Here is a 20,931-nt window from a genome sequence, read left to right on the forward strand (position 1 = left end):
TCCTGAGTACCCGGGATTCCCCGGTTTCCCGGGCTTTCGAGGCTTCCCGTGCTTCCCGTGCGGGGGACGGCAGCGGCTAGAGTCGCCGCATGACGAAATGGGAGTACTCCACGGTTCCGCTGCTGGTCCACGCCACGAAGCAGATTCTGGACACCTGGGGCGAGGACGGCTGGGAGCTCGTGCAGGTCGTGCCGGGCCCGAACAACCCCGAGCAGCTGGTCGCCTACCTGAAGCGGGAGAAGCAGGCGTGAGCGCGGTCGAGGCCAAACTGGCCGAACTCGGGCTGAGCCTGCCGGAGGTCGTTCCGCCGCTGGCCGCGTACCGTCCGGCCGTGCTGTCGGGGCGGTACGTCCACACCGCCGGCCAGCTTCCCATGGTGGGCGGCGAGCTTCCGCTGACCGGAAAGGTCGGTGCCGAGGTCACGGCCGAGGAGGCGAAGGAGCTGGCGCGCACCTGTGCGCTGAACGCCCTCGCCGCCGTGAAGTCCGTCGCCGGTGACCTGGACCGCGTCGCGCGCGTGGTGAAGGTCGTCGGGTTCGTGGCCTCGGCCACGGACTTCACGGGCCAGCCGGGCGTCCTCAACGGTGCGAGCGAGCTGCTGGTCGAGGTCCTCGGCGACAAGGGCGTCCACGCCCGCAGCGCGGTGGGCGTCGCGGTACTGCCTCTCGACGCACCGGTGGAGGTCGAGATCCAGGTGGAGCTGACGGACGCCGGCTGACGGACGCGCGCCGGCGGACGCGGACAGGCAGGAGCGGTCGGCGTCCGACGGAGGCGGAGGCGGGCCGGTGCCCGGCGGAGGGCCGTGTGGCCCGTGCCGGCCGCCGGGTCCGCCACCCCTCCTCGCCGTGCCCCCTGCCGCTTCCCGGCGTCGCGCGTCCCCTTGTGCCCACCTTCTCCCGCTGGGCACTCGAACATCCGCCCGTCCCGAGATAGCCTCCGGCCATGGTGAATGCGCAGGCTGGTGGGCAGTGGTACCCACCCGAGTGGCCGACTCGCATCCGCGCGCTCGCGGAGGGCACCCTCACCCCGGTCCCGCCCAAGCGGGCGGCCACCGTGATGCTCCTGCGGGACACCGGTGACGGCTGCGTCGTCCACATGTTGCGTCGGAGCGCCTCCATGGCCTTCGCCGGAGGCGCCTACGCCTACCCCGGCGGTGGCGTCGACCCGCGGGACGACGACCACCACGTCCGCTGGGCGGGCCCCACGCGCGCGTGGTGGGCGGACCGGCTCGGCGTCGACGAGACCGCCGCCCAGGCGATCGTCTGCGCCGCCGTACGCGAGACGTACGAGGAAGCCGGCGTGCTGCTCGCCGGTCCGACGCCCGACTCCGTGGTCGGTGACACGACGGGCGCGGACTGGGAGGCGGACCGCGCGGCACTCGTCGCGCGAAGGACGTCCTTCGCGGAGTTCCTCGACCGCCGAGGACTGGTCCTGCGCTCGGACCTGCTCGGCGCGTGGACCCGGTGGATCACCCCGGAGTTCGAGCCCCGCCGCTACGACACCTGGTTCTTCGTCGCCGCGCTCCCCGAGGGACAGCGCACCCGCAACGCCTCCACGGAGGCCGACCGCACGGTGTGGATCGCCCCGCGCGAGGCGGCCGCCGCGTACGACCGGGGCGAGCTGCTGATGATGCCGCCGACGATCGCGACCCTGCGCCAGCTGACGGCGTACCCGGCGGCGGCGCAGGCGCTCGACGCGGCATCCGCGCGGGATCTCACGCCCGTACTGGCCACCGCGCGCCTGGACGACGAGAAGATCGTGCTGTCCTGGCCGGGGCACGACGAGTTCACCAAGCACATCCCGACCGGTGGAGCACCCGCATGACGGACGCGGCAGCCCTTCCCGGCCAACCGCGCGGTGGGGTCCTCTCCGGACCCGCCACCGCGCGCGCGGTCAACGTCCTGGCCCCGAACGCCTCGGCCATGACCCTGGACGGCACCAACACCTGGATCCTCTCGGAACCCGACTCCGCGCGGGCGGTCGTCGTCGACCCCGGCCCGCTGGACGAGGGGCATCTGCGCAACGTCGTCGACACGGCCGAGCGGGCCGGCAAGCGCGTCGCCCTCGTCCTGCTGACGCACGGTCACCCCGACCACGCCGAGGGCGCTACCCGCTTCGCCGAACTGACCGGCACGAAGGTACGGGCGCTGGACCCGGAGCTGCGGCTGGGGGACGAGGGACTGTCCGGCGGGGACGTCGTCGACGTGGACGGTCTGGAACTGCGGGTCGTCCCCACCCCCGGCCACACCGCCGACTCCCTGTCCTTCCACCTGCCGGCCGACGGGGCCGTCCTCACCGGCGACACCGTGCTGGGACGCGGTACGACCGTCGTGTCCCACCCCGACGGCCGCCTCGGCGACTACCTGGACACCCTGCGCCGCCTGCGCTCGCTCACGGTCGACGACGGCGTCCACACGGTCCTGCCCGGTCACGGCCCCGTACTGGAGGACGCCCAGGGCGCGGTCGAGTACTACCTGGCGCACCGGGCCCACCGCCTCGCCCAGGTGGAGACGGCCGTCGAGAACGGCCGTCTCACCCCGTCCGAAGTCGTCGCCCACGTCTACGCCGACGTGGACCGCTCCCTGTGGCCGGCCGCGGAACTGTCGGTCCGCGCGCAGCTGGAATACCTGCGGGAGCACGGGCTCATCTAGCGGGGGCACGGGCTCGTCCGGCGGTGACACGGGTTCACCCGAAAGCCCCGGTGCCCGGCAGGCGCTGAGGCCTGCGGGGCACCGGGGCCGTCGGCACGCGTGCCGGGAATCCCGTCAGCGGGAGCGCTTCGCGAGGCGCTCGACGTCCAGGAGGATCACCGCGCGGGCCTCCAGGCGGAGCCAGCCGCGCTGTGCGAAGTCCGCCAGGGCCTTGTTGACCGTCTCGCGGGACGCGCCGACCAGCTGGGCCAGTTCCTCCTGCGTGAGGTCGTGGACGACGTGGATGCCCTCCTCGGACTGCACCCCGAAGCGGCGGGAGAGGTCCAGCAGGGCGCGGGCGACCCGGCCCGGGACGTCGGAGAAGACCAGGTCCGACATGGCGTCGTTGGTCTTGCGCAGCCGGCGCGCGACGGCCCGCAGCAGCGCCGTGGCCACCTCGGGGCGGGCGTTCAGCCAGGGCTGGAGGTCGCTGTGGCCCAGGGCGAGCAGCTTGACCTCGGTCAGCGCCGTGGCGGTCGCGGTGCGCGGGCCCGGGTCGAAGAGCGACAGCTCACCGATGAGCTCGCCGGGACCGACGACGGCCAGCATGTTCTCGCGGCCGTCGGGGGAGGTCCGGTGGAGCTTGACCTTGCCCTCGGTGACCACGTAGAGCCGGTCTCCGGGGTCGCCCTCGTGGAACAGGGAGTCGCCCCGTGCGAGGGTCACCTCGCTCAGCGAGGCGCGAAGCTCCGCGGCCTGCTCGTCATCGAGCGCCGCGAAGAGCGGGTTCCGCCGCAGAACGTCGTCCACGTGTTCTCTCCTTGTCGACCTGCTCAGGGGATCTTGTTCCCCGCGTACCAGGGGACCGAGGTGCCCATTTTGCCGGACAGTCCAAACAGTGTGATCTGTCACAAGGATGCCGCACAGGCGTGCCCGGGTAAGCGGCAGGGGTCCAATTGGGCGCCGATCCGCAGGGGCCGGGGCGGATGTCGGTGCCGAGCCGTAGGCTGGTCGGGTGTCCAAATCGCCGGTGAGAGCACGCTCCTAGGGGCTGCACGGGTGGCGGTACATCATGATTCCGCTGTGGGCGAACAGGGTCCCGGCGGCGACAGGGAAACGGCGAAACCGACAAAGAAGGCACCGGTGAAGAAGGATTCGACCGCGAGTGCGAGCGAAGCGGCGGCCGAGGTGAGGCCCGCGTCCGCGAAGGGCTCCGCACCCGCGAAGAAGGCGGCGTCCGTGAAGAGTCCCGCGTCCGTGAGTAAGGCCGCCGCCGGGCAGCCCAAGGCCGAGTCGCGTACCGCGCTGGTCCGCCGGGCCCGGCGGATCAACCGGGAGCTCGCCGAGGTGTACCCGTACGCCCACCCCGAGCTGGACTTCGAGAACCCCTTCCAGCTGGTGGTCGCCACGGTCCTGTCCGCCCAGACCACCGACCTGCGGGTCAACCAGACGACCCCCGCCCTCTTCGCGAAGTACCCCACCCCCGAGGACCTGGCCGCCGCCGACCCGGAGGAGGTGGAGGAGATCCTCCGCCCCACCGGGTTCTTCCGGGCCAAGACCAGGTCGGTGATAGGGCTTTCGAAGGTGCTGGCGGAGGAGTTCGGCGGCGAGGTGCCGGGCCGGCTGGAGGATCTCGTCAAGCTGCCGGGCGTGGGCCGCAAGACGGCCTTCGTCGTCCTCGGCAACGCCTTCGGCCGCCCGGGGATCACTGTGGACACGCACTTCCAGCGCCTGGTGCGCCGCTGGAAGTGGACGGAGGAGACCGACCCCGACAAGATCGAGGCGGCTGTCGGCGGGCTCTTCCCCAGGAGCGACTGGACCGACCTCTCGCACCACGTGATCTGGCACGGCCGCCGCATCTGTCACGCCCGCAAGCCCGCCTGCGGAGCCTGCCCCATCGCCCCGCTCTGCCCGGCGTACGGCGAGGGGGAGACGGACCCGGAGAAGGCGCGGAAGCTGCTGAAGTACGAGAAGGGCGGCTTCCCGGGCCAGCGTCTGAACCCCCCGCAGGCCTACCTCGACGCGGGCGGCCGACCGGCCCCGCCGCTGGGGGCCGGGTGACAGGGCACATCCGGCGGCCGCAGGTGGAACGATCTTCGATGGAACGTTCCAGGGGCCGCCGGGCGTTGGACCTGTCGCCGGGGACGGACGGGCAGGGGGCAGGACGACGGGGGTGGCGATGACGCGGGCGGGCAACATCCGGGGTGGCCGGGCGACGCTCAGTCAGGAGGGTCTGCCCACCTGGCTGGACCCGGTGGTGCGGGCCGTGGAGACGGTCGCACCGGGACAGCTGAGCCGCTTCCTGCCGCCGGCGAACGGCTCGGGGCGCCAGTCCGCGGTCCTGATCCTGTTCGGCGAAGGCGCGTACGGCCCGGAACTGCTGCTCATGGAGCGGTCGACGGCGCTGCGCTCGCATGCCGGGCAGCCGGCCTTCCCCGGTGGCGCCCTCGACCCCGAGGACGGCGACCCGCTGGCCGACGGGCCGCTGTGGGCCGCGCTGCGCGAGGCCGAGGAGGAGACCGGACTCGATCCGGCCGGTGTCCAGCTCTTCGGTGTCCTGCCCAAGCTCTACATCCCCGTCAGCGGCTTCGTCGTCACCCCGGTGCTGGGCTGGTGGCGGGTGCCCAGCCCGGTCGGCGTCGTGGATCCCAACGAGACCGCCCGGGTCTTCACGGTCCCGGTGGCGGATCTCACCGATCCGGACAACCGGGTGACCGCGGTCCATCCCAGCGGCCACCAGGGTCCGGCATTCCTGGTCGAATCGGCTCTCGTCTGGGGTTTCACGGCCGGGATCATCGACCGACTGCTCCACTACGCGGGGTGGGAGCGGCCCTGGGACCGGGACAAGCGGGTCCCGCTGGACCAGAGGTCATGACAGGGTGGGCGCCGTGCCGTGCGGTACGAGGGCAGGTGACGACGGTGGTTCGTGCCGTACGCCCCCGGACTCCGGCCGAGTGGGAGCGACCGGAATGACGAGGCGAGGCTGGAAGCAGTGAACGTGCTGGACATCCTGTTGCTGGTCGCCGCCGTCTGGTTCGCGATCGTCGGCTACCGCCAGGGGTTCGTCGTCGGCATCCTGTCGGTGATCGGGTTCCTGGGCGGCGGTCTCGTCGCCGTCTACGTGCTCCCCGTCGTCTGGGACGTCCTGACGGACAACGCCGAGGTCGGCACAACCGCGGCCGTCGCCGCGGTCGTCGTCGTCATAGTCTGCGCCTCCGTCGGCCAGGCGCTGACCACCCACCTAGGCAACAAGCTGCGCCGCCACATCACCTGGTCCCCGGCCCGGGCGCTCGACGCGACCGGTGGTGTCCTGGTCAACGTCGTCGCCATGCTCCTGGTCGCCTGGCTGATCGGCTCCGCCCTCGCCGGTACGACGCTGCCGACGCTCGGCAAGGAGGTCCGCGGTTCCAAGGTCCTGCTCGGTGTCTCCCGCGCGCTGCCCGACCAGGCCGACACCTGGTTCGCCGACTTCTCCTCCGTCCTCGCGCAGAACGGCTTCCCGCAGGTCTTCAGCCCGTTCGCGAACGAGCCGATCACCGATGTCCAGCCCCCCGACCCCGCCCTGGTCGGCAGTCCCGTGGCCGCCCGGGCCCAGCGGTCCATCGTCAAGGTCATGGGCACCGCCCCGCAGTGCGGCAAGGTGCTGGAGGGCACCGGCTTCGTGTTCTCCGAACGCCGCGTCATGACCAACGCGCACGTCGTGGGCGGCGTCGACGAACCGACCGTGCAGATAGGCGGCGAGGGCAGGAAGTACGACGCGACGGTCGTCCTCTACGACTGGAAGCGCGACATCGCGGTCCTCGACGTCCCGGACCTGAAGGCGCCGGCGCTGCGGTTCACGACCGAGGACGCGGGCAGCGGCGACAGCGCGATCGTCGCCGGCTTCCCGGAGAACGGCGCGTACGACGTCAGGTCCGCGCGGGTCCGCGGGCGGATCACGGCCAACGGCCCGGACATCTACCACCGGGGCACGGTCCGCCGTGACGTCTACTCCCTGTACGCGACGGTCCGTCAGGGCAACTCCGGCGGCCCGCTGCTCACACCCGAGGGCCGGGTCTACGGCGTGGTGTTCGCCAAGTCCCTCGACGACGCCGAGACGGGGTACGCGCTCACCGTGGATGAGATCCAGGACGACATCACCAAGGGCCGTGCCGCGAACCAGCAGGTGGACAGCGACAACTGCGCGCTCTGAACGGCGCGAGGCCCACGGGGGCGGCGAGAGCTGCCTACGGCGTGACGCGCGGTGCGGCAACGCGACGCGTGAACCGGGCGCGTGAACTCGGTGCGGGACGCGGCGCGCGGGATACGGCCGTCGCGCCGCGTCCGGTCACCCGCGTGGGTGAAGCAGTCGTACCGAGACCCAGCGGGCCCGGCGGCGGAGGATGTGGGGGATCCCCACCCTGAGGTCCGTGCCCGTCATGTGCGGTGCACCGCCTCGCTGGTGGGGTCCCTTGCCGCCCGCCGAGCGGCGGTCGCGGCCTGCGTCACTGTAGTCGTGCGTCCAGCCCATATTCCGACGGTGCCCCCGCCTCATGGTCGATAACCGCTTCTGGGGCAGCCAATTGGCCTATGCGCCAGGCAAGTGGCCGTTCGTAGGACAGGTGTTCAATTCCGATGATCAGGATGTCCTGGTTCAGCGGTCGGGCTCCGGGTCCTTCAGCCAGTTGATCAGCTCGGTGGAGAACGTGACCGGGTCCTCCTCGTGCGGGAAATGCCCGAGCCCGTCGAACAGCCGCCAGCGGTACGGCGCTTCGACGTACTGTCCGGACCCGGCGGCGCTCCGGGTGCGCACCACGGGGTCCAGCGAGCCGTGCAGATGCAGCGTCGGCACCCGCACCGGCCGCTTCATCCGGCGGTTGAACTGGATGCCGTCGGGCCGGGCCATGGAGCGCACCATCCAGCGGTACGGCTCGATCGAGCAGTGCGCCGTGGACGGGATGCACATGGCGCGGCGGTAGTTCTCCAGCGCCTTCTCCTCGGGCGGGCGCGGCCCGGACCAGGCCTGGATGAGTTCGGCCACCAGCGCCCCGTCGTCGGCGGTGAGCTGCCGCTCCGGGACCCAGGGCCGCTGGAACCCCCAGATGTGGGACATGGCGGACGACTGCCTGACGTCCGCGAGCATGGCCGACCGCCAGCGCCGCGGATGCGGCATGGACGCGACCGCGAGCCGCCGTACGAGCTTGGGACGCATCGCCGCCGCCGTCCAGGCCAGGTAGCCGCCCAGGTCGTGCCCGACCAGCGCGGCGTCCGGTTCGCCGAGGGAACGGACCACCCCGGTGATGTCCAGCGCGAGGTTGGCCGGGTCGTAACCGCGCGGTGTGCGGTCGCTGCCCCCGACACCCCGCAGGTCCATGGCGACGGCGCGGAACCCGGCGTCGGCGAGTGCCGTCAGCTGGTGCCGCCAGGTCCACCAGAACTGCGGAAAGCCGTGCAGCAGCAGTACCAGCGGTCCGTCGCCGAGCTCCGCGATGTGGAAGCGCGCGCCGTTGGCGGCCACGTCCCGGTGGGTCACCTCGGCGCCGCCCGGGATGTCGAGGCGTACGGCCGAGAGGGGGTGCGCCGAGGGAGGTTGCCCCGAGGGGAGGGAGGAGCCCGTCATGAGGACGAGCGTCCCACAGCTTCGATCGCCGCGGGGGCCCGGTCCTTGGACAGGTCGAGTTCGGGACGCGGGTGCGGCTTGGCCTTCTGCAGCACGCCCGCGGTCTCCTTCATGGAGGCGGCGACCTTCTGCGGGCCCCGGCTCTTCTTCGCCTTCTTCGCGAAGACGACGCCGATCAGCAGGAGGACGAGCGCGATCAGCACATTCGCCGCGAAGGACAGCAGGAAGCAGAGGGCGAGGTTCCAGTTGCTCCAGGTGTGGATGCCGTAGGCCAGGGCGAAGTTCAGCATCGGCAGGGAGAACAGGAGCAGCACACCGGCCGCGGTGAACGCCCCGCCGCTCGTCGCCCCCCGCTTCACGTCCTGCTTGAGCTGCGCCTTCGCCAGCGCGATCTCGTCGTGCACCAGCGCCGACATGTTCTCCGTCGCCGAGGCGAACAGTTCGCCGATGCTGCGTTCGGCGCCGACCGGGCTGCCGTCGGGTGCGCTCATCGCGGTCTCCCTCTTCTGCGTACGTATCGCGTGCCACTGTGTGTCGCTGCGTACGGTTCAGTCTGCCGTCTGACGGTTCCCGTCCGGTCGGCCGCCACGTCCGACCGCGTGTGGCCGGCCCCGTGGGTCGGGCGTGGCGCGTCCGGGCGTGTGTGTCCGCGGGCGTCCGTGTGTGTCCGCGGGCGCCCGACTGTCCTGACTTTTGTACCGTCTCGTCAGATCATGCCGGACCGTCGTGGTCCTCGCCTGCCCCGTTCGGCACTTCGGCAAGCCCGCGCCGCTGTTCGGCCTTCTCCCGGGCGAGCCGTCGGTGCTCGGCGGCCTTGCGGTCGTGGATCTCCGCCATGCGCAGGTGGTGGGCCGGGTCGTCCTCCTCGTACACGTCGGGGATGCCGCTGAGGTCGTCGTCGCGCTCCTCCTCCTGGGACAGCCTGCGGTACTTGGCGTTCCGGATCTTCAGCAGCACGGTCGCCACGGCGGTCGCGATCAGCGAACCGGTCAGCACGGCGGCCTTGACGCTGTCCGTCATCGCCGCGTCGCCCTCGAAGGCGAGTTCCCCGATGAGCAGCGAGACGGTGAACCCGATCCCGGCCAGCGTCGACACCGCCAGGACGTCCGCCCAGGCGAGCTCCTCGCTGAGCGAGGCCCTGGTGAAGCGTGTGGTCAACCACGTACCGCCGAAGATGCCGACCGTCTTGCCGACGACGAGGCCGAGGACGACGCCGAGCGTCTCGGGCGTGGTGAACACGTCCGCGAGCGCGCCGCCGGAAACCGCCACACCCGCGCTGAACAGGGCGAACAGCGGCACGGCGAGGCCCGAGGAGAGGGGCCGGACCAGATGCTCGATGCGCTCACCGGGGGACTGCTCCTCACCCTCGTGGCGGTGGCAGCGCATCATCAGGCCCATGGCGACACCGGCGATGGTGGCGTGGATGCCGCTGTTGTACATCAGGCCCCAGACGACGAGGGCGAGCGGCACGTACACGTACCAGCCGCGCACGCCCTTGTGGAGCAGCAGCCAGAAGACGGCCAGACCCACCACGGCACCGCCGAGCGCGACGAAGTCCAGGTCGGCGGTGAAGAAGACCGCGATGATCAGGATCGCGAAGAGGTCGTCGACGACGGCGAGGGTGAGCAGGAAGGCGCGCAGCGCGCTCGGCAGGGAGGTGCCGATGACGGCGAGCACGGCGAGCGCGAAGGCGATGTCGGTGGCGGTGGGCACGGCCCAGCCGGCCAGTGAGCCGCCGCCGATGCCGCTGGTGAGCGTGTAGACGAGCGCCGGTACGGCCATGCCGCACAGGGCGGCGACGACGGGAAGCGCGGCGGCCCGGGGGTCGCGCAGATCGCCGGCGACGAGTTCGCGCTTGAGTTCCGTTCCGGCGACGAAGAAGAAGACCGCGAGCAGTCCGTCTGCGGCCCAGTGCGCGACGGACAGGTTCAGGCCGAGCGCCTCGGGGCCGAAGCGGAAGTGGCTGACGCTCTCGTAGCTGTCGTGCAGGGCGGGCACGTTCGCCCAGATCAGCGCGGTGACCGCGGCGACGAGCAGCAGCATGCCACCGACGGTCTCGGTGCGCAGTGCGTCCGCGACGAAGTTCCGCTCGGGCAGGGAGAGGCGGCCGAGGGCCTTGCGGGGGCTGGGGGTGCGGGGGGCGGTCACGGGGTGGTCCTCTGGTCGTCGGGCAGCACGAATCGTGTGCCGACCAGACTTCCCGGCGCTCCATGAGACAGCGTGTGTGCGGGTGGCCTGCGGCGGCCACCCTCGTGTCCACTCTAACCAACGTGCTTCCGGGCCGCACCGAGGGCTTTTGGTGACGGATGTCACGGGGAGGGCGCCCGGCGCGTGCGGCGCCGGGCGCCCTCCCCGTGTTCCTGTGACCGGCCGCCCCGTGACGGCCGGCACGTGCTCAGTCCTCGCCGGGCGCCTGGGGCAGCTTCGCCTGGATCAGGTCCATCACGGTGGAGTCGGTCAGCGTGGTCACGTCACCGAGCTGGCGGTTCTCCGCGACGTCCCGCAGCAGCCGGCGCATGATCTTGCCGGAGCGGGTCTTCGGCAGCTCGTTGACCGGCAGGATCCGCTTGGGCTTGGTGATCGGGCCGAGAGTGGCGCCCACGTGGTCGCGCAGCTCGGCGACCAGCTGCTCGGTCTCCGCCGCCGTACCGCGCAGGATCACGAAGGCGACGATGGCCTGCCCGGTCGTCTCGTCCGCCGCGCCGACCACGGCCGCCTCGGCGACCGACGGGTGGGAGACGAGCGCCGACTCCACCTCGGTGGTGGAGATGTTGTGCCCGGAGACCAGCATCACGTCGTCGACCCGGCCGAGCAGCCAGATGTCGCCGTCGTCGTCCTTCTTGGCGCCGTCGCCGGCGAAGTACTTGCCCTCGAAACGTGACCAGTACGTGTCGATGTACCGCTGGTCGTCGCCCCAGATGGTGCGCAGCATCGACGGCCACGGCTCGGTGAGGACCAGGTAGCCACCGCCGCCGTCGGGCACCTCGCGCGCCTCGTCGTCGACGACGGTCGCGGCGATGCCGGGCAGCGGGGTCTGGGCGGAGCCCGGCTTGGCGCCGGTCACGCCGGGCAGCGGCGAGATCATGATGCTGCCGGTCTCGGTCTGCCACCAGGTGTCCACCACGGGGGTGCGGTCCGCGCCGATGTTCTTGCGGTACCAGATCCACGCCTCGGGGTTGATCGGCTCACCGACGGAGCCGAGGACCCGCAGCGAGGACAGGTCGAACTTCGCGGGGATGTCGTCGCCCCACTTCATGAACGTCCGGATCGCGGTGGGCGCCGTGTAGAGGATCGTCACGCCGTACTTCTGCACGATCTCCCAGAAGCGGCCCTGGTGCGGGGTGTCGGGAGTGCCCTCGTACATGACCTGGGTCGCGCCGTTGGCGAGCGGCCCGTAGACGATGTACGAGTGCCCGGTGACCCAGCCGACGTCGGCCGTGCACCAGAACACGTCGGTCTCCGGCTTGAGGTCGAAGACCGCCCAGTGCGTGTAGGCGGTCTGGGTGAGGTAGCCGCCGGAGGTGTGCAGGATGCCCTTCGGCTTCCCCGTGGTGCCGGAGGTGTAGAGGATGAACAGCGGCTGCTCGGCCTCGAACGCCTCCGGGGTGTGCTCGGTGCTCTGGCGGCCCACCACCTCGTGCCACCACAGGTCGCGGCCCTCGGTCCAGGCGATGTCCTGGCCGGTGCGGCGGACGACGAGGACGTGCCGCACGGTGTCGACGCGGTCGGCCGCCTCGTCCACGGCGGGCTTGAGCGCGGACGGCTTGCCGCGCCGGTAGCCGCCGTCGGCGGTGATGACGACCTTGGCGTCGGCGTCCTGGATACGGGTCGCGAGCGCGTCCGCCGAGAAACCGCCGAAGACGACGGAGTGTGCGGCGCCGATCCGGGCGCAGGCCAGCATGGCGACCGCCGTCTCGGGGATCATCGGCATGTAGATCGCCACCCGGTCGCCCTTGCGGACGCCCAGCTCCAGCAGGGCGTTGGCGGCCTGGGAGACCTCGTCCTTGAGCTGGGCGTAGGTGATCGTGCGGCTGTCGCCGGGCTCGCCCTCGAAGTGGATGGCGACCCGGTCGCCGTGCCCGGCCTCCACATGCCGGTCCACGCAGTTGTAGGCGACGTTGAGCTCGCCGTCCTTGAACCACTTGGCGAACGGCGGGTTCGACCAGTCGAGCGTTTCGGTGGGCTCCTTGGCCCAGGTCAGTCGGCGGGCCTGCTCGGCCCAGAAGCCGAGCCTGTCAGCCTTGGCCTGTTCGTACGCCTCCGCGGTGACGTTGGCGTTGGCGGCCAGGTCGGCGGGGGGTGCGAACCTGCGTTCTTCCTTGAGCAGGTTGGCCAGGCTTTCGTTGCTCACGGCATCTGCCTTTCCCGGAGTGTCCGTTGTGTCCCGGGCCACAGCTCATCAGACCCGGGGGTGGGCTGACAAGGGCCGATGGCAAAGTGGTTTAGACCTTTTGAGGTCAGCTCTCTGAGGTCAACCGATCGCTTCCGTGGCCCGGGGGTCATCCGTACCCACGGACGCCGAGGGCACGCGGTTCAGCCTCCGTCACACCACTCATACCCGCGACGGCCCCTCATCGCGCCAGGTCCGCCGCCCTCACCCGGTCGAACGTGCCCTCTCCCGCCGTCTCGGTGAGGAGATACGCCTGCGTCTCACCCGCATGGAAGTACATGCCGTGGAGCGTCAGCTTCCCGTCCTTCAGAGCACGGGCCACCGGCTCGTGGGCGCGCAGGTGGTCGAGCTGCTGGACGACGTTGGCCAGGCAGAGCCGCTCGGCCGGGTCGGCCGGTGTCCGTCCGCCTAGGCGTGCCCGGGGCCCGTGCCCGTCGCCGGCCCGCTCCAGGCTCGGCAGCCCGTGCCGCAGCCACCGTCTCAGCGGAGTGCGGGCACCGTCCGGTTCCGGGTCGAGCAGGGCCCGCACGGCACCGCACCCCGAGTGCCCGCAGACCGTGATGGACCGCACCGCGAGCACCTCCACGGCGTACTCGAGGGCGGCCGCCACCGAGTCGTCACCGCTCTCCTCGCCGGGCGGCGGCACGAGGTTGCCGACATTGCGGACCACGAAGAGGTCTCCCGGACCGCTGGAAGTGATCATCGATGTGACCAGCCGGGAGTCGGCACAGGTGAGGAACAGCCGGGTCGGACGCTCGCCCTCGCGCGTCGGCCGCGCCGGTTCCTGGCCGACTCCGGCGCGGGACGACTCCGGCGCGCCCGCACCGGACGCGTCGGCCGCACGGGACGCGCGGTCCTCACCGGGTGGGCTCCCTGCGCCGGAGAGGATCGCCCGTGTGTCCGAGCTACTGTGGATCCCCAGGCCGCCTGGGGCGTTGGGAGCTCCGGGGACGTCGTGGACGCCGCGGTCGTCGTTCGGTACGGAGTCGCCGTCAGGTGCAGAGTCGCCGTCAGGTGCGGACTCGCCGTCGGGTGTGGATCGTGAGGGCTCGCACCGGTGGTTGCGCCAGGCGGTCCAGGGCCGGCGACGGCACCCGGCGCCGGGTGCCGGGCCCGCCGCGTCGGTGCTGTCCGAAGCGGGTGCGGCGGCGAGGACCGCGGGCTCGGCCATCCGGACTCCGGTCCCGGGCCGGCGGCCGGTGATCTCGACCGCACCGCCCCCGGCGGTGTGCGTGTTCTGCCAGTCCTGCAAGGCCTCGTACGCCGCGTGGTCCATGAACGACCCGTCCAGCGCCACGACGGTGGTGGCCCCCTGGGGTACGAGATGCAGGGACCGGCTGAGCCGGGGTACGGCGAGGAACGTCAACTGCCCTCGGACATGTACGTGATGGATTCCTTTCTTCTCCTCATGCGTGATCCGGGTGCGGGTGAGGCGGTGCAGGGCCACGCCGACGGCCGCGGCGATGCCGAGGGCGACGCCCTCCAGGACGCCCACGGACACCACGCCGAGGGCGGTCACGGCGTAGACGAGGACTTCACGGTGTCGGGTCACCGTACGGATGTGGTGCAGGGACACCATCTGGATGCCGACAGCCATCACCAGGGCGGCGAGTGAGGCGAGCGGGATGAACTCCAGGATCGGGACCATCAGCAACGCGGCGACCACTACGAGAACGCCGTGCAGCATCGTGGAGTTCCGGCTCACGGCACCCGCGTTCACATTCGCGGAACTGCGCACGGCCACCCCGGCCACGGGCAGTCCGCCGAGGCAGCCGGAGGCGATGTTCGCGGTGCCCTGACCGAGCAGTTCGCGGTCCAGGTCGGAGCGTGGGCCGTGGCCCGGACCGGGGCGGCGGGAGACCAGTTTGTCCACGGCGACCGCGCCCAGCAGCGACTGCACGCTGCACACCAGCGTGGTGGTGAGCACAGCGGCGACGAGACCGAGCACGGGCCCCTCGGGCAGTCCGGCCAGCGCGTGGCTGCGCCAGGACGGCAGGTCGACCTCGGCCAGGACGAGGCCGGCCGCGGCCGCGACCGCGGTGGCCCCGGTGACGGCGACGAGCGCGGCCGGGACCCTGCGCAGAACGCGCCCCGCCCCACCGGGGATCCGGGGCCACAGCAGGAGCAGGGCCAGGGTGAGCACGCTCACCGCGACGGCAGCGGGGTCCAGGTTCGCCAACTGGGCGGGAAGCGCCCGGAGATTGTCGGGGACGGAGCTCTGCGGGGTGCCGCCGAGGACGATGTGCACCTGGGCGACGGCGATGGTGACGCCGATACCGGCGAGCATCCCGTGCACGATGGCGGGGCTGACGGCGAGTGCGCCGCGCGCCACCCGCAGACAGCCCAGGCCGAGTTGGGAGAGTCCGGCGAGAACGGTGATGGCGCAGGTCGTCCGCCAGCCGTACTGCTGGATGATGTCGGCGGTGACGACGGTGAGCCCGGCGGCCGGACCGCTGACCTGGAGCGGGGAGCCGCCGAGCCGTCCGGCGACGAGGCCGCCCACGGCGGCGGCGACCAGGCCGGCCTGAAGCGGCGCGCCGGTGGCGAGAGCGATGCCGAGGGACAGGGGCAGAGCGATCAGGAAGACCGCGACGGCGGCCGACAGATCGGCGCCCGCGATACGGATCCGACGGGGCCCGATCGGCGGCGGGCTGTGGGGCGGGTGGGCATGCCCGGTCCGGTTCGGGTCGCCGGCGTGGGTGGTGGGAACACAGGTTGGCATGCTTCCCGTCTCCTCCGGGGCTGCGCGGTCGCGGAAGTGGGGTGACTCGTTCGGCGGCGGGGTGGTCGCGGCCGTGGGTCACGGCGTCAGAACGGCGGGATCGGTCAACGGCGGCGAGGAGCCTCGACGGCAAGAACCCCAACCATTAGTAAACGAATCGCAATTCAGAGTAAAGGGTGAGTCTTTGCTTTTCGAGCAAATGGCCTAATGAGTACTTCTCGCGGGCGAAATATATGGTTTATCGGCTTGTCGTGTTAATTCCTTCTCGGTCCCGTGCGACTTTGGCGGCGCTGTCGGCGCGGACCGGCAGGCACCCGACATCGCCGTCCACGGGGCCGGCCCGAGAGAAGGAAGAAGGTGGGTGGGCATGGCCGCCACCCGAAGGATCGCCGTGAGCACCGTGATCGCCGCGGTCTGTGCCGTCCCGCTCGCCGGCTGCGGGACCGGCACCGACGGTTTCGGCGAGGAATCTCAGGATCAGAAGAAGGCGGAGCCGGCGCCGAAGAACGTGGTCCGGCTGATCGGCGACGGCTCCACCGCGTACACCGGGGCCCAGCCGCACCTGCCCGAGCCCGAGCGGCTGGAGCCGGGCGAGAAGCCCCCGCAGTTCGTCGTCTTCTCGTGGGACGGCTCGGGCGAGGACAGCCAGAAGCTCTTCTCCCACTTCCGCGAGGTCGCCAAGGAGAACGACGCGACCATGACGTACTTCCTGAGCGGCGTGTACATGCTCCCGGAGGAGAAGCGTGACCTGTACCGCCCGCCGCAGCACTCACCGGGCCGGTCCGACATCGGCTTCAACGACGCCGAGGGCATCGCCGCCACCGTGGAGCAGCTGCGCCTGGCGTGGCTCGAGGGCAACGAGATCGGCACCCACTTCAACGGTCACTTCTGCGGCCCCGACGGCGGGGTCGGCGAATGGTCGGTGGCGGAGTGGAAGGACGAGATCGCCCAGGCCAAATCGTTCGTGAAGGCATGGAAGACCCACACCGGCATGAAGAACGAAGCCCCCCTCCCCTTCGACTACGACAAGGAGCTGATCGGCGCCCGCACCCCCTGTCTGGAAGGTCAGGAGAACTTCATGGAGGCGGCGAGAGAGCTGGGCTTCCGCTACGACACCAGTGGTGTCAACAACCAGGTGTGGCCGGAGAGGAAGCAGGGTCTGTGGGACCTGTCGCTGCAGCTCGTCCCGTTCCCCGGGCGCTCCTTCGAGCAGCTCGCCATGGACTACAACTTCATGGTCAACCAGTCCGGCACCGAAACCCAGGGCGACCCCGCCGAGCACGGACGGTGGGGTGACGAGATGCGGGACGGCCTGCTCGCGGGCTTCGAGCGGGCCTACGACGGCAACCGGGCACCTCTGATCATCGGCAACCACTTCGAGTCCTGGAACGGAGGCACCTACATGCGGGCCGTCGAGGAGGTCGTCAAGGAGGTGTGCACCAAATCCGACGTGCGCTGTGTCTCCTTCCGGCAGCTCGTGGACTGGCTGGATGTCCAGGACCCCAAGACCCTGGCGAAACTGCGCACCCTGACCGTGGGCGAGGCCCCGAAGCAGGGCTGGAAGTCCTTCCTGGCCAGCGCCCCCGCCCCGGCCCCCAAGGGTGTGCCCGGGGCGCCCGCGGCGAAGGGGTGAGCGGGCGGACTTCACCGCGGATCCGGCGGCGGTCCGGAGTGAGGAAGGCCACTCTTGCGCAGGGCGGGCGCCCAGGGTGCGTAATGTCGTACTCATGAGTACGACAGGCGCGACCGCCGATCCTCCCCCGAGCTCTCGGAAGAGTTCGAGCAGTGGGGACCCCCTTGCGGCCCTGGGCTCGCTGCCCGGTGTGTCCGACTCCGTGGAATCCGTCCGCAAGGCCGTGGACCGGGTCTACAAGCACCGGGTCATGCGGCGGCGCAGCAACGAGATCACCTCCGAGGCGGCCCTGCGCGGCGCCCGTGGCTCGGCGGCGCTGTCCGGGGCGGACTGGGCCCTGGAAGAGGTGCGTCGGCGCAGCGACTTCGGCAGCGGCGACGAGGCGCGCACGATGGGTGCGGCCCTGCGGCTGTCCGCCGAGGCGGGGCAACTGCTGTCCATCTGGCGCCAGTCGCCGTTGAGGGTACTCGCCCGGCTGCATCTGGTCGCGGCGGCCGACCAGGCCGACCAGGTGGGGCGTCCGCGGAAGGAGGGCGAGCCGGTCGACGAGCCCTTGATCGGGCTTCCGCTGCCCGCCGCGGCGGAGGCACACGGCCGGCTGGAGGGCCTGTCGGAACTGATCATCGCGGGCAGTTCCGCCCCGGCGCTGGTGACTGCCGCCGTCGTCCACGGTGAACTGCTCGCACTACGCCCCTTCACCTCCCACAACGGCCTTCTCGCGCGTACGGCCGAACGCATCGTGCTGGTCGGCAGCGGGCTGGACCCGAAGTCGGTCTGCCCGGCCGAGGTCGGCCATGCCGAACTGGGGCAGGAGGCCTATCTGGCCGCTCTGGAGGGTTATGTCTCGGGCACCCCCGAGGGCGTGGCCTCCTGGATCGCCCACTGCGGACGCGCGGTCGAACTGGGGGCACGCGAGTCCACGGCGGTGTGCGAGGCGCTGCAGCGCGGGGCGGCGTAGCCGCGGGCGCGCAGAGATGCGGCGGTACGAGAACTCGTACCGCCGCTGGCATGTCCACCTGGTTACCAAGCGTCCTCGATATATGCCCATCAGGTCGGGAGCATTTGCCCGTCCCTGGTGCGGCTGGCCCGTAATCGACGGGTCGACGTCGCGTGGGTGCCCTGTGGCCATGCTCGGTCCGTGGGGCCAAATGCGTTCTAAAGGGGATCCTCTCGGATGTCCTTGGTCTCGCGGGCCGTTGAGTCCTTTGTACTCCAGGTTCGAAGCAAGCGGAAGTGCTGGACCCGCTTCTTTACTTTTAGGTTCAAATACGAGCTAATCGGGCGCCCGTCCGGCGAAGGGGAACCGGCCTGTCGGTGCGTCGTGCGGGGTGGCCGGTCAGGCCGCCGGCGCCCGGCGTCGGCTCGCGTACCAGACCAGGCCCGCGGTGGCCGCGGCGGCGCTTATGGCGGCAGCCGCCATGAGGGCCGGGCGAGGAGGTACGGAGAGTGCGGGCAGGCGCTGCTTGAGCCGGACGGGCCGGTGGAAGTCCAGGACCGGCCACTCGCGTGCGGCCGCTTCGCGGCGCAGTGCCCGGTCCGGGTTCACGGCGTGCGGGTGGCCCACGGACTCCAGCATCGGCAGATCGGTCGCCGAGTCGCTGTAGGCGTAGCAGCGGGCGAGGTCGTAGCCCTCGGATTCGGCCAGCTCCCTGATCGCCTCGGCCTTGGTCGGGCCGTACGCGTAGTACTCCACCTCCCCGGTGAAGCACCCGTCGTCGCCCACGACCATGCGGGTGGCCACGACCCGGTCCGCGCCGAGCAGCTCGCCGATCGGCTCGACCACCTCGGCGCCCGAGGTGGACACGATCACCACGTCGCGGCCGGCGGTGTGGTGCTGCTCGATGAGGGTGGCGGCCTCGTCGTAGATGATCGGGTCGATCAGGTCGTGCAGGGTCTCTGCGACGATCTCCTTGACCTGTCGGACGTTCCAGCCGCGGCACAGCGCGGACAGGTACTTGCGCATCCGTTCCATCTGGTCGTGGTCTGCGCCGCCGGCCAGGAAGACGAACTGGGCGTACGCGGTGCGCAAGGCCGCCCTGCGGTTGATCAGGCCGCCTTGGTAGAACGACTTGCTGAACGTGAGCGTGCTCGACTTCGCAATGACCGTCTTGTCCAGATCGAAGAAGGCGGCTGTGCGGGGCAGTGAGTGGTTTTCCACGCCTTGAGCATAGGTGCAGCCCATTCGGCGTAAGGTGTGGCGCGTGGGTTTGCCTGAGAGGCCTCTCGGGTACACCATGGAAGTCACGGATCGTTCGCGACCGTGCTAACCCGGTCCGACTCCTCCCCCCCCCCGAGTCGGCCGTGGGGACGACCCCCGCTCTCCCCCCCGGCGGGGGTCGTCGCATGTCCGGGTGGGTTTTTCCTCTTCTCTCCATGGCCGAGGCGTGATCGGCCGACCGAGACCGGTCAATGCTTGGCATGGGCATGATCTTCAACTCTGCGTAGTCGCGGGATTGCTCTGCGGGAGTCGTGCGGGGGTGTGCCGGGCTCGCCGGTATGGGTGACGGAGATATTCACAACCGTTGGTCCGTCCACAGTTTTTGACCAAGATCCACATGATTTCTCGGATCGCTGCACCGTGATTCCCACGCGTCCCGCTCGCGGCGAGTTCATCGTCGGTTCTGTTTCGGCGAGTCGCGTATGGCCGGTTTCTGGCGGCCGTTCATATGGAGACCGCTTGCCGGTTCTTCACACGTTTGGGAATCGCGGGGTCGCAGGGGCTCCGCGCGATGTAGCGAAGGGGGACGAAAATGGCAGGAACTGTCACACACGATCCACCGCCCGCCGCCGGAGGAGGCAGGCAGGGCGGACCACTGATCGTCACCGAGGACCCCGGACTTCTCGACGATCTGCTGCGTCTGTGCGCCGCGGCCGGCGCCACCCCGGAGGTCCACCACGGAGTTCCGGAGTCGAGGGGCAGCTGGGAGGCCGCGCCGCTCGTCCTCGTCGGCGACGACGCCGCTCGGCGTGTACGCGGTGCCGCGCGCAGACGAGGAGTGGTGCTGGTCGGCCGCGACCAGGACGACTCGGGGGTCTGGCGCAGGGCCGTGGAGATCGGCGCCGACCATGTGCTGATGCTGCCCGACGGCGAGCAGTGGCTGGTCGACCGTATCGCCGACGTGGCCGAGGGCGTCGGACGGCCGGCCCTGACCGTCGGCGTCCTCGGCGGCCGGGGCGGGGCCGGGGCCTCCACCCTGGCATGCGCGCTCGCCGTCACCTCGGCGCGGGAGGGACTGCGCACCCTCCTGGTGGACGCGGATCCGCTGGGCGGCGGACTCGACGTGGTCCTCGGAGGAGAAACGGCGGAAGGGCTGCGCTGGCCTGCGTTCGCCGCCTCACGGGGGCGGGTCGGGGGTGGTGCGCTGGAGGAGTCGCTGCCCGAACTGCACTCGCTGCGGGTGCTCAGCTGGGACCGGGGCGACTGCGTCGCCGTACCGCCCCAGGCCGTACGGGCGGTGCTCGCCGCGGCCCGGCGCGGGGGCGGCACGGTCGTGGTCGACCTGCCCCGCCGCGTCGACAGCGGGGTGGCCGAGGCCCTCGCGCAGCTCGACCTCGGGCTCCTGGTCGTCCCCGCCGAGCTGCGCGCCGTCGCGGCGGCCGGACGGGTCGCCTCCGCCGTCGGCATGGTCCTGCGCGACCTGCGAGTGGCGGTGCGCGGCCCGTACATGCCCGGCCTCGACGACCGGGAGGTCGCCCGGCTGCTCGGACTGCCCCTCGCCGGCGACGTACCCGTCGAGCCCGCCCTGCAGCGTCCGTCCGGGTCGGGACAACCACCTGCGGCATCCGGCCGGGGCCCGCTGGCCCGCTTCTGCAAGGAGTTCTGGGAGCGGGCGCTGGTGGAGGCGAGGGCGGCATGAGCATCAGGAGCACCAGGAGCACCAAGAGAGCGGAGAGGCCGCGTCGCGTGCCGATGGGCGGCCCGGAGGGCGCGGCCCTCGACGGAACACACGGTGCGCC

The 20,931-nt window shown here is 71.2% G+C and carries 18 protein-coding genes; 10 read left to right on the top strand and 8 right to left on the bottom strand.

The genetic code is table 11. The annotated features are described in order from the left end of the window. Positions 1-89: 89 nt before the first annotated feature. From AB0I73_RS06710 to AB0I73_RS06725, 4 genes are all read left to right on the top strand, one after another. Positions 90-251: a DUF4177 domain-containing protein gene (locus AB0I73_RS06710; protein WP_019355547.1), complete on the top strand. Its 162-nt coding sequence runs from the start codon at positions 90-92 to the stop codon at positions 249-251. Continuing rightward, complete coding sequence (locus tag AB0I73_RS06715) at positions 248-718, top strand: RidA family protein (protein WP_363034445.1); 471 nt, start codon at positions 248-250, stop codon at positions 716-718. Before AB0I73_RS06710 ends, AB0I73_RS06715 begins: the two co-directional genes overlap by 4 nt. A gap of 224 nt (positions 719-942) precedes the next feature. Then, positions 943-1,824, top strand: coding sequence for an NUDIX hydrolase (locus AB0I73_RS06720; RefSeq protein ID WP_363034447.1), 882 nt, complete (start codon positions 943-945; stop codon positions 1,822-1,824). Continuing rightward, entirely contained in the window at positions 1,821-2,651 is an 831-nt protein-coding gene (locus AB0I73_RS06725; RefSeq protein ID WP_363034449.1) for an MBL fold metallo-hydrolase, read from the top strand. Before AB0I73_RS06720 ends, AB0I73_RS06725 begins: the two co-directional genes overlap by 4 nt. Before the next feature lie 114 nt (positions 2,652-2,765). Here the strand turns inward: AB0I73_RS06725 and AB0I73_RS06730 are convergent, their stop codons facing one another. Further along, the gene (locus tag AB0I73_RS06730) at positions 2,766-3,440 is read right to left on the bottom strand and encodes a Crp/Fnr family transcriptional regulator (protein ID WP_109377225.1); all 675 of its coding nucleotides are present in this window, start codon (positions 3,438-3,440) and stop codon (positions 2,766-2,768) included. 249 nt (positions 3,441-3,689) lie between these two features. Here AB0I73_RS06730 and nth point away from each other — a divergent pair, with 249 nt between their 5' ends. From nth to AB0I73_RS06745, 3 genes are all read left to right on the top strand, one after another. Further along, a complete protein-coding gene (nth, locus tag AB0I73_RS06735) occupies positions 3,690-4,691 on the top strand; it encodes an endonuclease III (protein WP_363034452.1) in 1,002 nt (333 codons plus the stop codon). 118 nt (positions 4,692-4,809) lie between these two features. Continuing rightward, the gene (locus AB0I73_RS06740; protein ID WP_363034556.1) at positions 4,810-5,505 is read left to right on the top strand and encodes a CoA pyrophosphatase; all 696 of its coding nucleotides are present in this window, start codon (positions 4,810-4,812) and stop codon (positions 5,503-5,505) included. A 117-nt stretch (positions 5,506-5,622) separates the two neighbouring features. Further along, positions 5,623-6,822 carry a MarP family serine protease gene (locus tag AB0I73_RS06745; protein ID WP_363034454.1) on the top strand — a complete coding sequence of 400 codons (1,200 nt, stop codon included), beginning with the start codon at positions 5,623-5,625 and terminating at the stop codon, positions 6,820-6,822. Positions 6,823-6,957: 135 nt separating this feature from the next. Here the strand turns inward: AB0I73_RS06745 and AB0I73_RS06750 are convergent, their stop codons facing one another. From AB0I73_RS06750 to AB0I73_RS06775, 6 genes are all read right to left on the bottom strand, one after another. Further along, entirely contained in the window at positions 6,958-7,140 is a 183-nt protein-coding gene (locus AB0I73_RS06750) for a hypothetical protein (RefSeq protein WP_363034456.1), read from the bottom strand. Positions 7,141-7,263: 123 nt separating this feature from the next. Beyond that, a complete protein-coding gene (locus AB0I73_RS06755) occupies positions 7,264-8,229 on the bottom strand; it encodes an alpha/beta hydrolase (RefSeq protein WP_363034458.1) in 966 nt (321 codons plus the stop codon). After that, the gene (locus AB0I73_RS06760) at positions 8,226-8,720 is read right to left on the bottom strand and encodes a phage holin family protein (RefSeq protein ID WP_363034460.1); all 495 of its coding nucleotides are present in this window, start codon (positions 8,718-8,720) and stop codon (positions 8,226-8,228) included. Before AB0I73_RS06760 ends, AB0I73_RS06755 begins: the two co-directional genes overlap by 4 nt. A 220-nt stretch (positions 8,721-8,940) precedes the next feature. After that, positions 8,941-10,377 (bottom strand): Na+/H+ antiporter NhaA, encoded by a 1,437-nt coding sequence (gene nhaA, locus AB0I73_RS06765; RefSeq protein ID WP_363034462.1) that lies wholly within the window; start codon positions 10,375-10,377, stop codon positions 8,941-8,943. A gap of 247 nt (positions 10,378-10,624) precedes the next feature. Then, entirely contained in the window at positions 10,625-12,580 is a 1,956-nt protein-coding gene (gene acs, locus AB0I73_RS06770; RefSeq protein ID WP_363034464.1) for an acetate--CoA ligase, read from the bottom strand. 220 nt (positions 12,581-12,800) lie between these two features. Further along, positions 12,801-15,341 (bottom strand): SulP family inorganic anion transporter, encoded by a 2,541-nt coding sequence (locus tag AB0I73_RS06775; protein WP_363034466.1) that lies wholly within the window; start codon positions 15,339-15,341, stop codon positions 12,801-12,803. Positions 15,342-15,708: 367 nt separating this feature from the next. Between AB0I73_RS06775 and AB0I73_RS06780 the strand changes: the two genes are divergently transcribed. Both AB0I73_RS06780 and AB0I73_RS06785 read left to right on the top strand, forming a co-directional pair. Continuing rightward, positions 15,709-16,974 (top strand): hypothetical protein, encoded by a 1,266-nt coding sequence (locus AB0I73_RS06780; RefSeq protein ID WP_363034467.1) that lies wholly within the window; start codon positions 15,709-15,711, stop codon positions 16,972-16,974. Positions 16,975-17,068: 94 nt separating this feature from the next. Next, the gene (locus AB0I73_RS06785; RefSeq protein ID WP_363034469.1) at positions 17,069-17,932 is read left to right on the top strand and encodes an oxidoreductase; all 864 of its coding nucleotides are present in this window, start codon (positions 17,069-17,071) and stop codon (positions 17,930-17,932) included. A gap of 378 nt (positions 17,933-18,310) precedes the next feature. Here AB0I73_RS06785 and AB0I73_RS06790 read toward each other — a convergent pair whose 3' ends face one another. Then, entirely contained in the window at positions 18,311-19,156 is an 846-nt protein-coding gene (locus tag AB0I73_RS06790; RefSeq protein WP_363034471.1) for an HAD family hydrolase, read from the bottom strand. Between the two features lie 568 nt (positions 19,157-19,724). On the opposite strand from AB0I73_RS06790, the gene ssd reads away from it, so the two are divergent. Further along, positions 19,725-20,831, top strand: coding sequence for a septum site-determining protein Ssd (gene ssd / locus AB0I73_RS06795; protein WP_363034473.1), 1,107 nt, complete (start codon positions 19,725-19,727; stop codon positions 20,829-20,831). The last annotated feature ends 100 nt before the right edge of the window (positions 20,832-20,931 follow it).

Source organism: Streptomyces sp. NPDC050388 (assembly GCF_040655635.1).
Classification (GTDB): domain Bacteria; phylum Actinomycetota; class Actinomycetes; order Streptomycetales; family Streptomycetaceae; genus Streptomyces.